Annotated in this window: 10 protein-coding genes; 8 read left to right on the top strand and 2 right to left on the bottom strand. The window is 44.8% G+C overall.

The window, feature by feature from the left end; translation table 11 throughout:
* Positions 1–326: 326 nt before the first annotated feature.
* The 4 genes from RJ41_RS01625 (at position 327) to RJ41_RS01610 (ending at position 7,414) form a co-directional block, all read left to right on the top strand.
* The gene (locus tag RJ41_RS01625; RefSeq protein WP_039216444.1) at positions 327–1,559 is read left to right on the top strand and encodes an efflux RND transporter periplasmic adaptor subunit; all 1,233 of its coding nucleotides are present in this window, start codon (positions 327–329) and stop codon (positions 1,557–1,559) included.
* Positions 1,559–4,693, top strand: a complete 3,135-nt coding sequence (locus RJ41_RS01620; protein WP_039216443.1) for an efflux RND transporter permease subunit — start codon at positions 1,559–1,561, stop codon at positions 4,691–4,693. Before RJ41_RS01625 ends, RJ41_RS01620 begins: the two co-directional genes overlap by 1 nt.
* Positions 4,694–4,741: 48 nt before the next feature.
* Positions 4,742–6,904 carry a prolyl oligopeptidase family serine peptidase gene (locus RJ41_RS01615; RefSeq protein WP_084081746.1) on the top strand — a complete coding sequence of 721 codons (2,163 nt, stop codon included), beginning with the start codon at positions 4,742–4,744 and terminating at the stop codon, positions 6,902–6,904.
* Positions 6,905–7,057: 153 nt separating this feature from the next.
* The gene (locus tag RJ41_RS01610; RefSeq protein ID WP_039216442.1) at positions 7,058–7,414 is read left to right on the top strand and encodes a hypothetical protein; all 357 of its coding nucleotides are present in this window, start codon (positions 7,058–7,060) and stop codon (positions 7,412–7,414) included.
* Between the two features lie 90 nt (positions 7,415–7,504).
* On the opposite strand, the gene RJ41_RS01605 is transcribed toward RJ41_RS01610, so the two are convergent.
* Positions 7,505–9,781: a TonB-dependent receptor gene (locus RJ41_RS01605; protein WP_039216441.1), complete on the bottom strand. Its 2,277-nt coding sequence runs from the start codon at positions 9,779–9,781 to the stop codon at positions 7,505–7,507.
* A gap of 262 nt (positions 9,782–10,043) precedes the next feature.
* The gene (locus tag RJ41_RS01600) at positions 10,044–11,033 is read right to left on the bottom strand and encodes a GlxA family transcriptional regulator (protein WP_039216440.1); all 990 of its coding nucleotides are present in this window, start codon (positions 11,031–11,033) and stop codon (positions 10,044–10,046) included.
* Between the two features lie 142 nt (positions 11,034–11,175).
* Between RJ41_RS01600 and RJ41_RS01595 the strand changes: the two genes are divergently transcribed.
* The 4 genes from RJ41_RS01595 to RJ41_RS01580 all read left to right on the top strand — a co-directional run bounded on the left by RJ41_RS01595 (position 11,176) and on the right by RJ41_RS01580 (position 15,145).
* Complete coding sequence (locus RJ41_RS01595; RefSeq protein ID WP_039216439.1) at positions 11,176–12,978, top strand: acyl-CoA dehydrogenase; 1,803 nt, start codon at positions 11,176–11,178, stop codon at positions 12,976–12,978.
* Between the two features lie 77 nt (positions 12,979–13,055).
* A complete protein-coding gene (locus RJ41_RS01590; protein ID WP_039216438.1) occupies positions 13,056–13,823 on the top strand; it encodes an SDR family NAD(P)-dependent oxidoreductase in 768 nt (255 codons plus the stop codon).
* Positions 13,824–13,899: 76 nt separating this feature from the next.
* Positions 13,900–14,661: an SDR family oxidoreductase gene (locus RJ41_RS01585; RefSeq protein WP_039216437.1), complete on the top strand. Its 762-nt coding sequence runs from the start codon at positions 13,900–13,902 to the stop codon at positions 14,659–14,661.
* A gap of 25 nt (positions 14,662–14,686) precedes the next feature.
* Positions 14,687–15,145 (top strand): YaiI/YqxD family protein, encoded by a 459-nt coding sequence (locus tag RJ41_RS01580; RefSeq protein WP_039216436.1) that lies wholly within the window; start codon positions 14,687–14,689, stop codon positions 15,143–15,145.
* The last annotated feature ends 24 nt before the right edge of the window (positions 15,146–15,169 follow it).

The raw sequence follows: 15,169 nt of genomic DNA, 5'->3' as shown, positions 1-15,169 counted from the left end.
ACTGCACTTAACTAGCAGCCGTCGGTTAACTCATAACCAATGAGTGATTAAATAATCAACGAAAAACTGATAATTATCAATCTTACTTTGTATTCTTTTGATAATTTTTTATATTAGGAAAGCTGATTTAAGTGTGCACATTGAAAACAATAAATATACACAAAATTTAACAATCTAAATTGGGCATGCAAAACATAAAATTAGTACACTAGTGTTGTAACAATAATAATAGAATTTAGTGGGTTATCGGGTGTTTAATGATGCGTGCAGTGAGTCGCTGCGCCAACCTCATTCACGCTGCTTGCCTTCGTTCCTAGGGATAGTAAATGAAAAACTCCATGTTGATGAAAAGTGGTCTTCCATTAGTCATATTGCTGGTCGCGTTTATCGCGGCTGCCTTTATGATCAAGTCTCGCAAGCCTCCCGAGCAAGTTCCCGTAGAAATCCCTGCTTTCCTTGTCGATGCAAAAGAAGTCTTTGCAGAACCAGTAAATTTTATCGTTAAGTCTCAAGGTAATGTGGTCCCACGAAATAAAACGGCATTAAGTGCGCAAGTGAGTGGGCAAGTGATCAGTTTATCTGATGTGTTTATTGCAGGTGGCACGTTTAAGAAAGGCGACGTGTTGGCAACACTTGAACAAGATGATTACCGCACTGACCTTAAGCTTGCCGAAGCAGAACTGGCCCAAGCTCAGGCTGCGCTTCAAGAAGAAATCGCACGGGGTAAAGTGGCCGAGCAAGAATGGCGTTCGGTCAGCAGTGTAGCTCCTCCAGAGTTAGGTTTAAGAAAACCGCAGTTGGCAAAAGAACAAGCAAACGTTAAAGCAGCAGAAGCGAAGTTAGAGCGCGCCAAGCGCAACTTGGCCAGAACGCAAATTACCGCCCCTTATAACGGTATTGTCGTTGAGCGCAATATCGACCTTGGTCAGTTTGTGGCAATGGGCTCCGTGCTTGGTACGATTTATTCAACCGATACTGCTGAAGTAAGGTTGCCTATCACTGACAGCGATTTGATGTTTATTAACATTGCGGGGCAGTCTAGTGACAGTGCTCCGGTCACGTTAACAGCTTCTGTAGGGGGGATGAAGCGAACTTGGGAAGGTAAGCTGGTGCGTTCCGAAGGTATATTAGATACGGGCAGCCGCGTAGTGTACGCCATTGTAGAGGTGAGAGACCCATACAACTTGAAGTCTTCACACAAGTCACCTTTGCGTTTTGGTCAATTCGTTGAAGCTGAAATTACGTCTCGTCAAAACGAAGAGCTTGTGGTGCTTCCCCGCAGTATATTGCGTTTAGACAATACGGTTTTGACTGTTAACGACAACCGCGAAATAAAAATTAAACCTGTAGAGGTTGCACGCACAACCGCAAAAGAGGTGTTCGTGCGCTCTGGTATAACTGAGGGAGCCTTAGTGGTAACTAGTGCTGTACCTAACCCATATAACGGGATGAAAGTTCGACTTCCCGGTGATGAGCCCGTACTTGCCGATACTGCCGAAGCGGATATCTCCGATAGCTCTGAAAAGGTGGAAAGTGAACGCTCGGAAGGTGAAAACTAATGAGTCGCATCGATACTAATAAAGGCATTATTGCCTGGTTTGCACGCAATAATGTAGCAGCAAATTTGCTAATGATTTTGCTTATTGTGGGCGGCTTGTTCAGTGCTTTTAGTATACAAAAACAAGTATTTCCAAGCTTTGAAATAGACGTTATTAGCGTTCGTGTACCCTATCTGGGTGCAGCGCCTCAAGAAGTTGAAGAAGGGGTACTCCTTAAAATTGAAGAGGCTATAAAAGATTTAGAAGGCATAAAACAACTCAACTCGACCGCCGTTGAAGGCATGGGAACAGTGAGTATACAAGTTGAAGAAGATTACGATGTTCAGTCACTACTTGATGAAGTGAAAGTCCAAGTAGACGCTATTCCAAGCTTTCCTGCAGATACTGAAAAGCCTGTTATTTATCGTCAAAAGATTCAACAAGACGTGATATGGCTATCAGTCTACGGTGATGCTTCTGAAAGGGAGCTTAAGGAATTTGCTAAAGACTTACGCGACGACATTGCTAATTTGCCAGGTATTTCAAGTGTTCAGGTGGTTGGCGCAAGAGACTATGAAATTTCTGTTGAGCTATCTGAAGTTGACTTGCAAAAGTACAATCTTACGTTTGCTGATGTGGTGGCGCGTTTAAGTCAAACCAGTGTGGACTTACCCGGTGGCTCAATTCGCACTGAAAACGGCGATATACTGCTTAGAACAAAAGGGCAGGCCTATACTGGCTGGGACTTTTCACAAATTGTTCTTGTAACAAACGCTAACGGGACGCGCGTTACGCTTGGTGACGTAGCCTATATCAACGATGGTTTTATTGAGAATAATCAATATGCGCTCTTTGATGATAAACCAGCGGTAAGTCTTCGGGTACAAGCAGTAGGAGACCAAAACGCGTTAGAAATTTCAGAGCAAGTTAACGCTTACATTGACAGTCAAAAATCGGAATTTCCAGCACACATCACTGCCGATACATGGGGGGATAGCTCTTTCTATTTGGCTGACCGACTTAACATGATGCTTGAAAATATGTTTTTCGGTGCACTGCTTGTATTCTTAGTTCTTTCACTGTTTTTGAAAATTAAGCTCGCGTTCTGGGTAATTGTGGGCTTGCCAGTCTGCTTTCTTGGCACCTTACTGGTAATGCCTTTAGATATGGTTGGTGTTTCCATCAACATGCTGAGTCTATTCGCATTCATTCTTGTACTGGGGATTGTGGTCGACGATGCAATTATTATGGGTGAATCGGCTTACTCTGAGATTGATAAAAAAGGGCATAGTGCTGACAACGTTATAGCTGGCGTTAAAAAAGTTGCTATGCCCGCAACTTTTGGTGTCTTAACCACTATTGCTGCGTTTTCACCTATGCTTATGGTATCAGGGCCATTTGGGATTATCTGGAAAACCATAGGTATGGTGGTAATCGTTTGTCTTATTTTCTCGCTTATTGAATCGAAGTTAATCCTTCCGGCGCACTTAGTGCACATGAAGCTTAAGCCTTATGATCCGGAAAAAGCTAACGCGTTCCAAAAGTTTCGAGACTTCTTTAGTGAAGGCATAAAGACATTCATTAATAATAAGTATGCGCCGTTTTTAGCAAAAGCAATACGCAATCGCTACACTACAGTGGCCGTTTTTTTGGCGATGCTTATTCTTACTGTGGGGCTATTCGGTGGTGGCATCGTGCGCTTCGTATTCTTCCCGAGTATTCCTAGTGACTTTATGATGGCCAGCTTTGAGTTAGAGCCTGGTTCGTCACTTGAGCAGCGAGACAAGGTACTAACTACACTTCGTGAAGCTATGCACCGCATGGATGACAAAGTCGCAGAAGAGACGGGGGAAAATGTCATTAAGCACGCCATCGCCTTTGATAATGGCAATCTAGGTGGTGAAATTTTTGCGGAGCTTACCAAGGGTGAAACCCGTACGCTGACTGATTTTGAGATTCAAGACTTGTGGCGCCAAGAGCTACCCGAAATTCCTGGGGTAAAGTCGTTCAATATCAGTTCACCGGGAGGGCCTGGGGGCGGCTCTGACCTTAGCTTTGAGTTTAGTTCTAGCGATATTAAAGCGCTTCGAGCAATCAGTGACCAGCTAAAAGAGGCGTTAGATAAATACGAAGGCGTCACTGACATCAACGATACTTTCTCAGGCGGCAGTGAAGAAATTCAGTTAGCATTGAAGCCTCAGGCTGATGCTTTAGGTATTTCACTTCGCGACCTAGGGCAGCAAGTTCGCTTTGGTTTTTACGGTGCAGAAGTTCAGCGTATTCAGCGAGATGATGAAGAAATCAAGGTTATGGTTCGCTATCCTAAAGCGGAGCGAAGCTCTGTAGAACACCTTGAAAATATGCGAATTCGAGCACCTAACGGCCAAGAAATCCCGTTTGAGCAAGTGGCAACATTTACAGTGGGTCAGGGGTTTGATTCGATTATTCGTGTCGATGGAAAACGTTCGGTAACGGTAACAGCCGCAGTGGATAAAGCTCTGCTCGATCCATCAGAAGTCACCAACGATGTAATTGAAAATTTGATGCCAGACCTACTAGCCCGCTATCCAAGTGTAGAGTTTCAGCTTCAAGGCAACTCAAAAGAGCAAGCTGATGCTATGGTAAGCCTGATGCAAGGGCTCTTGTTTGCATTGTTTGCTATTTATGCCTTACTTGCCATACCGCTTAGGTCTTACAGCCAACCTTTCATTATTATGTCAGTCATTCCTTTTGGTATTGTCGGTGCTATTGTCGGGCATTTAGTACTGGGGATGGCAGTAAGCGTACTTTCATTCTGCGGCATTATCGCATTGTCGGGTGTCGTAGTTAATGACAGCTTAATTATGGTGGACTTTGTTAACCGCGCACGTAAAGAAGGCATGTCGCTTATGGATGCGGCTATTAGCGCTGGTACACAGCGTTTTAGAGCTATCATCTTGACTTCATTAACAACCTTTATGGGTCTTATGCCAATCGTATTTGAGCGTAGTCTTCAGGCTCAAGTTGTGATCCCCATGGCTATTTCTTTAGCCTTTGGTATTTTATTTGCCACGGTGATTACCTTACTGTTAGTGCCCGCTTTGTACCTTATTTTAAACGACCTTAAAAATGTGTTTAAAGGTCGAAAACACGCAGAAGTTACGACAGAAAGCTAAAAAGATAATGCCGGGTAATACCGGCATTTTTCTTTAAAGGAATAAAACATGAAGAAAAAGCTGATATACGCTGCCGTGGTTGCAGCATCTGCAGGCCTAACTTGGTCATGTACAAGTTCGCAAAACGAAACAACCGCATCGAAGCAAAATGAAGTAAATAGCGCCTCCATGCCTAAGATCTCGAGTTATCCGGAAACTAAAACTGTGGCACACAAAGATAACTACCACGGTACGATAGTCAGCGATCCATACCGCTGGCTAGAGGAAGAAAAGAGCGAAGAAGTAAAGGCTTGGGTTGACTCACAGAACGCGCTTGCTCGCCCTTATCTGACCGAACTATCTTCTAGAGAGCTTTACAAGGAACGCTTAACCGCACTTTGGGACTACGAAAAGTATTCAACTCCTTATATGGTAAACGGCAAGCTGTTTTATTCATATAACAATGGCCTTCAAAATCAATACGTGCTTTATATGGCTGATGGCGTGAACGATGAACCTCAAGTACTTATCGATCCGAATACATTGAGTGATGACGGCACCGTTTCAATGGCGTCGACTGAACTTAGCCCTAAAGCTTCATATCTTGCCTATATGCTGTCTGACGGCGGTACCGACTGGAAAACTATCCACGTTCGTAACACCAGCAGCAAAACAGACTTAATCGACACCATTGAAGGCATTAAGTTTTCAAATATTGCGTGGTTGCCCGATGAAAGCGGTTTTTTCTATTCTCGTTATCCTAAAAATGAGTCAGGCAAATACGATGATAGCCAAACCGTATCTATCTATTTTCACGCTATGGGTACGAAGCAAAGCGCAGATAAAAAGGTCTTTGCTTTTGATAATAAACCCACTTGGAACCCATACCCATCAGTTGTGCAAGACGGAAAAACGTTGCTTATATCCGTTTTCGAGGGGTACCAGGCTAATGGTGTCTACGCTAAATCTCTTGAAAAAGAAAACAGTGAACTTGTTCCCGTTTTCGATAAGTGGGATGGGCGTTACGATTTAATCGGCGAACAACAAAATGCGCTATTTTTTAAGTCTACTGCAGGCGCGCCAACAGGTAAGGTTATCAAAGTCACTTTTGATAATAGCGTTAAAGCAACAGACACTGTAATTGAAAGTTCTCCAGATACCTTGTCTAGTGTCTCACTTTTAGGTGAAAAGCTTTTTGCTCAGTATCTAAAAGACGTAAAGGGGCAGGTAAGTGTCTTTGATTTAAGCGGCAAAAAGGTCGATGAAATTGCGTTTTCCGATATCGGTAGCGTAAGCGGCTTTTATGGCGGTAAAAATGCAGGTACCACTTTTTATAAACTTACTGGGTTTACTAACCCGGGTCAGGTATATGCCTATAATGTTGAAAGTGGCGAATCATCACTATTCAAAACAATCGACACGGGAATTAACTACGACGATTATGAAACTAAGCAGGTGTTTTATACCAGCAAAGATGGCACTAAGGTGCCCATGTTTATTGTGCATAAAAAGGGCTTAAAGCTGGATGGCAATAATAAAACCCTGCTATATGGTTATGGTGGTTTTAATATTTCACTGCTGCCACGCTACTCAGTATCACGCATGGTATGGGTAGAGCAGGGTAATGTGCTAGCCATAGCTAACTTACGTGGTGGTGGCGAATATGGGCAGCAGTGGCACAAGGCTGGGACTAAGTTAGATAAGCAAAACGTATTTGATGACTTTATTGCAGCGGGCGAGTATTTGGTTGAAAGTGGCTACACTACGCCTGAGAAAATGGGTATTCAAGGTGGCTCGAATGGCGGTTTGCTTGTTGGTGCGACCTTAACACAGCGCCCGGATCTCTTCTCTGCCGCTTTACCAGCAGTCGGTGTATTAGATATGCTTCGCTATCACACGCCAAGTGCAAATGCGCGAGCCTGGTCTTCCGATTATGGGTTAAGTGAAAATAAAGAAGAATTTGAAGCGCTTTATGCCTATTCGCCACTTCACAACACCAAGCCTGGTACGTGTTATCCTGCTACATTGGTAACAACAGGCGATCACGATGACCGCGTTGTACCGTGGCATAGCTACAAGTTTGCTGCGCAACTACAGGCCGATCAAAGCTGTGATAACCCGGTATTACTTCGTGTAGAAACCCGCGCAGGTCACGGTGCTGGCACGCCAACATGGATGCAAATTGAAGGGTATGCAGACCAATGGGCGTTTTTGGAATCCGCTCTCAATTAACTTCGCACTATTTCCAAAGAAAACAAGCCGCCGTAAAAAGCGGCTTTTTTGTTTGCATTTTAAACAAATGAACATATACTGTATAAATATCAGTATGGTTTATTTTGAGTCTTATTTGGTTGAGCGACTTTGCACAACCTTTAGGAGAAAATTATGCAAACAGGCATTAAAGCGGTTGATCAACTTATTTCAAAACACGGCATTATGGCTGATTTAGGTGCAGACACGTTTCAACGCCGTACTCGCCTAACCGGTGGCGATGAGCGCGCTAACGCATTGCCATTTTGTATGTATCAAAAAGTGGCACATGCCCCATTATCAAAGCAGTTTACTGTGCACCACTTTTATATGCCGAGTAACAAAGGAAAGTTAGCAAGCTTTCTGTTTGATGAAAAAGGGCAATTGATAGAGCAAGTCTACTATCAAAAAGTCGCGCGCTGGGTGCAGGTTTGTAGAAAACTGCAGCAGCTAGTGCAAATGCCTACGTCTGATATTCATATGGCTGCATGATAGACATAAAAAAGCGGTGCCGTTTTTCAACGCCACCGCTTTTGATAATCTCAATAGCCACAATAAATGAAAGTAGCTACTTATTTTTGCTTAATAGTAAGTGTACTTGAACTCAACACCCCAAACGCGCGGCTCATTTACGATACCTGTAAGGTTGTTGAAGTCGATTGCACCTTTAACATTGTCTTCGTCAGTAATGTTACGACCAAATAGCGCTACCGTGTAGTTGTGCGCGAAGTTTTCGTAACCAATACGTAGACCGCCTTCAAAGTTGTCGTCAGTAGTGAACTCAACCGCTTCGTATAGGAAGATGTTTGTTTCACCTTGGAACGCCCAATCAGTAAATACGAAGAACTCGCCATCATCACCCATAGGGATGGTGTAGCGTGCTGTGAAGTTAAAGATAGACTCTGGTGCTTGAGGGAATGGGTTACCGTCGATAGAGGCCACGAAGCCGTCTGGACGAGGGTCCGTTACCGTACAGTTACCGGTAAATCCATCAGCAGCACTTGTTCCACACGGTGAAACAGTTAAAGAGTCATCTTTAATTTCAGTGTGGTTATAGCTGTAACCTGCTGTAAACGTGAGCTCATCAGTAGCTAGCCACTGTGCGTCTACTTCAAAACCATACGCTTCGCCTTTGTCAGCGTTTACAAGCGCAGTAAAGTTGTTGCCACCACCGATTGCTGAGAACTGCATGTCATCTACTGTGTAGTAGAATGCTGCTGCGTTTAGACGTAGTGAATCATCGAACAAGTCCGACTTAATACCAAGTTCAAATGAGTTGATGGTTTCTGCATCTGCAACGGAAGGCGAGCCCTCGAATGCAACATCGCGGCCTTGAATTGTTTGAGCACGGAAGCCATTAGCGTAGCGAGCAAAAACAGACATATCATCAGTAACGCGGTAGTTTGCGCTTAATTCAAAGCTCGTTTGACCGTCATCTACGTCAATGTCTTCATAGTCTTGAACTTGAGCAGCGCCAATTACTAGAGCAAAACCGTCAACGTTTTGATCGCCGACTACTAAACTTTTTGAGTCATGGGTGTAACGAATACCGCCCGTAACGTTTAGTTTTTCGTTAACTTGATAAGACGTCTGACCGAATACCGCCCATGTTTGGTTTTCGTGGAATACGGTTGTTGCACCAAAGAATCCGTCGATGCTGGTAACGTTAAACGATGCGTCATAGTAGAACGCACCTAGCTGCCAGTTCAAAGCATCGCGCGTGTTGCTTGAAAATCTGAATTCTTGGGTGTATTGCTCTAGGTCGTCAAGGTTATCTTGCGTTACCGCAGAGAAAGGAATAAACCCAGGGCCTGAAGTGCCGTCAGCACGATTAAAGCCACCATCAACGTCACCTAGGCTAGAGCCTTCAGCTGTTTCAATGGCTGAGATCGACGTGAATGTAACTTCATCCATATCGTACTCTAATTTAAGTGAAGCACCAAAACCGTCGTATTCTTGTGGGTTGTTATCAATGCCGTCGCCTTGAAGATCGCCGTCATAGAATACAGTTTCGCGATCGTAGTTTTCGTTAAGCTCGTTGCTGCCTTTAGTAAACACGTTAGCGCGGAAAATAGACGCTGTACCTTCAAGCTCGCGGCCGTGTACGTTTAGCAAAGCAGAAAAGTCAGCAGACGGCTCCCAAAGAAGCTGTAGACGGTAGGCTTTTTCGTCGTAACCACCGATGGCATCGTTTTCTCCGGTGAAGGCATTATCGATGTAATCGTCGCGTTCTTGCGATAGTAGCGATAAACGCGCAGAAAGCTCGTCAGTAAGACCGCCGCTAATCGCGCCTTCAAAATTCATAGTTCCGTATGAACCAAAGCCAGCTTTCGCATAACCTTCAACATCTTGTGTAGGTTTAACGGTGTCAAATTTAATTATGCCGGCTGTAGTGTTACGACCGAATAATGTGCCTTGTGGACCGCGCAGTACTTCAACTTGTTGAACGTCGAAAAGCGGGAAGCTTTTAAGTACCACGTTTTCCATTACCACTTCGTCCATGATAATAGAAACAGGTTGTGATGCAGCAAGGTCGAAGTCGGTGTTACCTAGACCACGAATATAAAAACGCGGTGCAACACGACCATTTGATGACTCAGCATAAAGACCAGGTACACGAACTGCTAGAGCAAGAATATCTTCACCGCCAGAGAAAAGGCTTTCGAATTTCTCACCGCTTAGCGTCGCAACAGAAATAGGTACTTCCTGAATTGACTGAGTACGCTTTTGCGCAGTGACGGTAATCTGTTCAAGTGAGGCTTCTTTTTTTTCTGTCGTCGCGGCCTCTTGTGCAAGAACTGAAGAGCTGAACGCAGCACTAACGGCTAACGCTAGTGTGGCGATTTTGTGTGTTCTCATGTTTCCACCAAGATGATTTTAAATTTATACTTTTGTAGTGTTTTTAGCACAAAAATTAACAATCTATGCTTGGCGCTGCATTTTACACAAACTTTTGCGTAAAAACTTCAAATTTGTGCAATACGACGCGTTTTTCATCGCAAATGCACAATATTAGTTAGAGCGCATGTACTCAAAACGCCTTTGTGCACAGGCGTGGAACATTTGTCTTAGAACAAAGATATTTTTTGGTGCGTTTTATATAAAAGCATTCCACCAGTTCCTAGCTGCGCTTGAATTTTGCACGATACTGAGATGGTGATAATCCAGTAGTTTTTTTAAAGAGACGTGTGAAAGAACTAAGGTCTTCATATCCCACGGCGCTGATTAAGCGCTCTAACGGCATCCCGGAGGTTTCCAAAAGCTTTCTCGCATGCTCAATGCGTAGCGACTGTAAATACTGACCTGGTGTAATATCACACGCGTTTTTAAAACGGCGTATAAGTGTACGTTCGGTCATATTATGCCTTTGCGCTAATTCGCCGAGCGTAAATTTGTTCTGCACGTTTTTCTCTAAGAAGGATTGCACTGCTTTAATGTCCTTGTCTGAGTGAAAATGCCTCTGACGACTGCTCGCGTAAACAGTTTGGCTCGTTCTAGACACATCTAACACGTGGGATTTTGCCGTATCACTGGCAATTTGATGGCCACAGTAGCGTTCTATCAACAAGATAGATAAATCAATCCACGCCATGCCGCCGCCTGCACAAAACACTGTATCGTCTTCAGTGACCATTTTCTCGGGTTGTAAGTTTACGGTAGGGTACATGGTCTTAAATTTATCTGCATACCCCCAGTGGGTGGTGGCAGTTTTATTGTTTAGTAGTTCGGATTGGGCCAAAAGAAAAGTGCCCGTGCAATTGGCCGCGATGTCGGCCCCCATCTTTTGAAGGCGCCTTATATGTACAAGCAGAGGCGCTGTGCTTTCTAGCACTTCATCAATATCGCCACCAATTGTTGGAATTAACAGAATGTCGGTGTGCGACACATCTTCAATGGCGATATTTGGCTGCAATATTACCTGATTAGAGCAGAGAATAGGCTGCCCATGGTGACTGGCCAACTGTACTTTGAACTGTGGGCTGGTCGGTAAGCTGTGTATTCGCTGCCAACTAATACCTGCGAAAGCAAATACATCGAGGGCTCCCGTAATGGCAGATGCTAACGCTTGATTAAATCCGAGTACGGTCACGGTGAATTTCGTGTTATTCATAAAAATAATTCGAGTTATAAAGTAATATAAAGTTCAGTGATTGTTGGCGTGATTGACCATTATTGTGTCATTAATGACAATAATGGCACGATAACGAATATGACACAATGTGTTAACAAGTATTCGTAGAGGACAGTACACCATGGCCGACCAACTTATTCCCCGCCGTGAAATGCAATTTCAGCTGTACGAAGTTTTAAATACCGCTGCCTTATGTGAAAAAGCACGCTTCGAAGAGCACAATGTGGAAACTTTCAACGCCGTTATCGACATGGCTGAGAAGATGGCAGAAGAACTGTTTCTTCCTCATAACGCTGTTGCTGATAAAAATGAGCCTACTTTTGACGGCACCAAAGTCTCTATGATTGATGACGTAAAAGTGGCTTTTGACACATATAGAGAGTCTGGGTTTATCGCGGGTCATTTTGATTTTGAAGATGGCGGTATGCAGCTTCCTGTTACCGTTATGAATGCCTGTGCGGGCTACTTCTTGGCGGCTAACCCATCGTCAACTGCTTATCCTTTCTTAACTGCAGCGGCTGCTAATGTCATTAAACACTTTGCCTCTGAAGATATCAAAAGTGCGTTTTTATCAAAAATGCTAGCGGGTGATTTCACTGGAACCATGGCACTTACTGAGCCCCATGCCGGTTCGTCACTTGCTGATATTCGTACATCTGCAAGGCCGCAAGATGATGGTACGTATCGAATCAAAGGCAGCAAGATTTATATCTCAGGTGGTGAGCATGAGCTTTCTAACAACATCGTACATTTGGTGTTGGCGAAAATTCCAGGTGGCCCAGCTGGTGTAAAAGGCATCTCCTTATTTGCTGTACCTAAATACCGCCTCGACGCTGACGGCAATCCAGATGTGCGCAACGACGTTACCCTTGCTGGCCTCATCCACAAAATGGGCTACCGAGGTACAACTTCAACCGCACTAACCTTTGGCGAAAATGGTGACTGCCACGGCTACCTTATTGGCGAGCCACACCAAGGTTTGCGCTACATGTTCATGATGATGAACGAAGCACGCATTGGCGTGGGCTATGGTGCTGCCATGATAGGATATCGCGGGTACCGTTACTCACTAGAATATGCCAAAGACCGTACACAAGGTCGTGCCGCGCCAAATCTCGCACCAGAAGATGAGCCAACACCTATTATCAATCACGGTGACGTGCGACGTATGTTGCTAGCGCAAAAGGCCTACTGTGAAGGCGGTATGTCCCTCTGCTTGTACGGCAGCATGCTCATCGATGAGATGGAGACAGAAACTGACAGCGAAAAGCGCACCGAGCTTTCTCAGCTTTTAGATCTTTTAACACCCGTGTTCAAAGCATGGCCTTCGGAGTTTGGCCCTAAAGCCAACGATTTGGCTATTCAAATTCTAGGTGGTGCGGGCTACACCCGTGAATATCCTGTTGAGCAGTGCTGGCGAGATAATCGCTTAAACCCAATTCACGAGGGCACAAATGGTATTCAGGCGTTAGACCTGCTAGGAAGAAAGTTATGGCAGCACGACGGCAAAGGTCTTCAGGTGCTGCTTTCTCGTGTAACAAGCGATATGAAGCGCGCAGAAACGCCAAGAGCACAGGCGCTGGTTGCAAAATTAAAACCTTATCTAGATCAGCTTGGCGGTTTAATCCAACAAGCAGCGGCAGATCTGCGTTCAGATAAGCAACCAGTTTTGTTAACCAATGCGAGTTGCTTCTTAAATGTATTTTCAAGTTGTGTGGTGAGCTGGATTTGGCTGCGCCAGGCAAATGTTGCCGAACAAGCACTCGCTAACGGTGCAGGCGAGCAAGATGCTGATTTTTATGAAGGTAAATTAGCGGCCGCGGAATACTTCTTAAATTGGGAATTACCGCTGGTCAGTCGCGATATTGAAGTGCTTTCTTCACGCGAGGCAACGTGTAACAACGTAAAAGCGAGTTATTTTTAATCATTCAAAACAAAGAGCATGCGCAGTGACCTTTATTTAACAGCGTTGCGCTTGTTCACGAAATTGGAGTACAGCTAATGAATGTAGCTGCAAATGTTGAAGGTAAACACATTCTTATTACTGGTGGTGGCTCGGGGATAGGCGCTGCATCGGCCCGCGTATTAAGTGCACGGGGTGCAATTGTTGGAATTGCCGACTTAAACGAAGGTAATGCCAAAACATTGGCTGAAGAAATTGTTGCCTCAGGTGACAAAGCCTATGCGGTGGCGGTGGATGTTACCGAACCGGCTCAGGTCAAAGCGATGTTCGACACGGCGCTTTCACATAACGACAAGATTGACGTAATTATTAATAACGCGGGTATCGACCATTTTCCAGCTCCGCTAACTGAAGTCGATGACGCCATGTTTATGAAGAATATTCAGGTCAACTTAGCTGGCGTGTGGTATTGCATGAAGAACGCCCTTAAGCATATGACGGCGACAGGCGGTGGCCACATCATCAATATTGCCTCTGTAGCTGGATTGCGCTCTGCGCCTATGATTAGCGCTTACAGCGCTTCCAAACATGGGGTAGTGGGGCTTACTAAATCGGCGGCGGTGGAATACGCAAGGGCGAACATTCGCATTAACGCTGTTTGTCCAAGCTTTGTAGATACCCCTATGGTGCAAGGCGTTTTATCAAAATTGGATGAAAGAGGCCAAAAAGGGCTTATTGGCGCAAATCCAATGAAGCGTTTGGGTAAACCAGAAGAGATTGCTAACGCCATTGCTTGGTTGTGTAGTGATGAATCGTCATTCATGACGGGTCAGTCAGTAGTACTCGACGGTGGTATGTTGGCCTAGAGCAGGCACCGTAACAAGCGTTAATAAGAGAAATTAAGCACACAGCACTTTATCAGCAAGAATTAAGGATATGACAATGAAGAACCTTTTTGATTTAACAGGAAAAGTGGCACTGGTTACAGGTGCAAGTCGCGGTATCGGTGAGTCTATTGCCCGTTTGCTTGCCCAGTATGGCGCGCATGTAATTGTATCAAGCCGCAAAATTGACGGCTGTGAAGCCGTGGCTTCTTCAATTCGTGACGCAGGTGGTAAGGCGACAGCGCTAGCGTGTCACGTGGGTGAAATGGAGCAAATTACAGAAGCATTTAACGTCATTAAACGGGATTTTGGAAAACTGGATATTCTAGTAAACAACGCGGCAGCCAATCCTTACTTTGGGCATATCTTAGATACTGACCTTGGCGCCTATAATAAAACTGTAGACGTCAATATTCGTGGCTACTTCTTCATGTCGATTGAAGCGGGCAAAATGATGAAAGAGCAGGGTGGTGGCGTCATTCTCAACACGGCATCGGTAAACGGTATAACACCGGGCGACATGCAGGGTATCTACTCTATTACGAAAGCTGCGGTCATCAGCATGACTAAGTCATTTGCAAAAGAGTGCGGTAGCTTGAACATTCGCGTAAACGCATTATTGCCAGGTTTAACCGATACTAAATTTGCGTCAGCGTTAACAACTAACGAGCAAATCTTGAAGCACGCGCTTAAAGTTATTCCACTAGGTCGTGTCGCTGACCCCGATGAAATGGCGGGCACAGTATTGTATTTAGTATCAGACGCTTCAACCTACACGACTGGCACGACAGTGGTGGTAGATGGTGGTATGCTAGCGTAATTGGATACAGTTACGAGATACGACCATGCATATATGGGTTGACGCCGACGCGTGCCCTGCAGTGATCAAAGACATTCTTTTTAAGGCAGCTAGACGTACCAAGCTGCCTTTGTCTTTGGTGGCTAACCATTTTATGTCTGTGCCACCAGACAAGCACATAACTTTAACGCAAGTTCCCTCAGGGTTTGATGCTGCTGACGACTATATAGTAGAGAAGTGCGTAGCGGGTGATCTGGTTATTACCAACGATATTCCACTAGCTGCTGATGTACTGGCAAAAAATGCGCTTGCGTTAAATAACAGAGGTGAAGAATACGACAAGTCGTCTATCAAGCAGATACTGGGTATGCGAGACTTCATGGATACCATGCGCTCAAGCGGCGAACACACAGGCGGCCCAAAAGCCTTCTCCCAACGTGACAAACAAAACTTCGCCAACGCACTAGACCGACTCCTCACCCAAGGCCTCCGCAACCTCAAATAAAATAGTGGGGTCAGAGTCTGAGGT

Origin of the sequence: Alteromonas marina (genome assembly GCF_000808575.1) — a bacterium.
GTDB lineage: Bacteria > Pseudomonadota > Gammaproteobacteria > Enterobacterales > Alteromonadaceae > Alteromonas > Alteromonas marina_A.
The sequence above is the reverse complement of the archived record's forward strand: the minus strand, read 5'-3'. Positions and strand labels throughout refer to the sequence as shown.

What these genes read in the sequence shown, in the direction of transcription:
- RJ41_RS01625 (WP_039216444.1), top strand. Translation starts at nt 327, where the DNA reads ATGAAAAACTCCATGTTGATGAAAAGTGGTCTTCCATTAGTCATATTG.
- RJ41_RS01620 (WP_039216443.1), top strand. Translation starts at nt 1,559, where the DNA reads ATGAGTCGCATCGATACTAATAAAGGCATTATTGCCTGGTTTGCACGC.
- RJ41_RS01615 (WP_084081746.1), top strand. Translation starts at nt 4,742, where the DNA reads ATGAAGAAAAAGCTGATATACGCTGCCGTGGTTGCAGCATCTGCAGGC.
- RJ41_RS01610 (WP_039216442.1), top strand. Translation starts at nt 7,058, where the DNA reads ATGCAAACAGGCATTAAAGCGGTTGATCAACTTATTTCAAAACACGGC.
- RJ41_RS01605 (WP_039216441.1), bottom strand. Translation starts at nt 9,781, where the DNA reads ATGAGAACACACAAAATCGCCACACTAGCGTTAGCCGTTAGTGCTGCG.
- RJ41_RS01600 (WP_039216440.1), bottom strand. Translation starts at nt 11,033, where the DNA reads ATGAATAACACGAAATTCACCGTGACCGTACTCGGATTTAATCAAGCG.
- RJ41_RS01595 (WP_039216439.1), top strand. Translation starts at nt 11,176, where the DNA reads ATGGCCGACCAACTTATTCCCCGCCGTGAAATGCAATTTCAGCTGTAC.
- RJ41_RS01590 (WP_039216438.1), top strand. Translation starts at nt 13,056, where the DNA reads ATGAATGTAGCTGCAAATGTTGAAGGTAAACACATTCTTATTACTGGT.
- RJ41_RS01585 (WP_039216437.1), top strand. Translation starts at nt 13,900, where the DNA reads ATGAAGAACCTTTTTGATTTAACAGGAAAAGTGGCACTGGTTACAGGT.
- RJ41_RS01580 (WP_039216436.1), top strand. Translation starts at nt 14,687, where the DNA reads ATGCATATATGGGTTGACGCCGACGCGTGCCCTGCAGTGATCAAAGAC.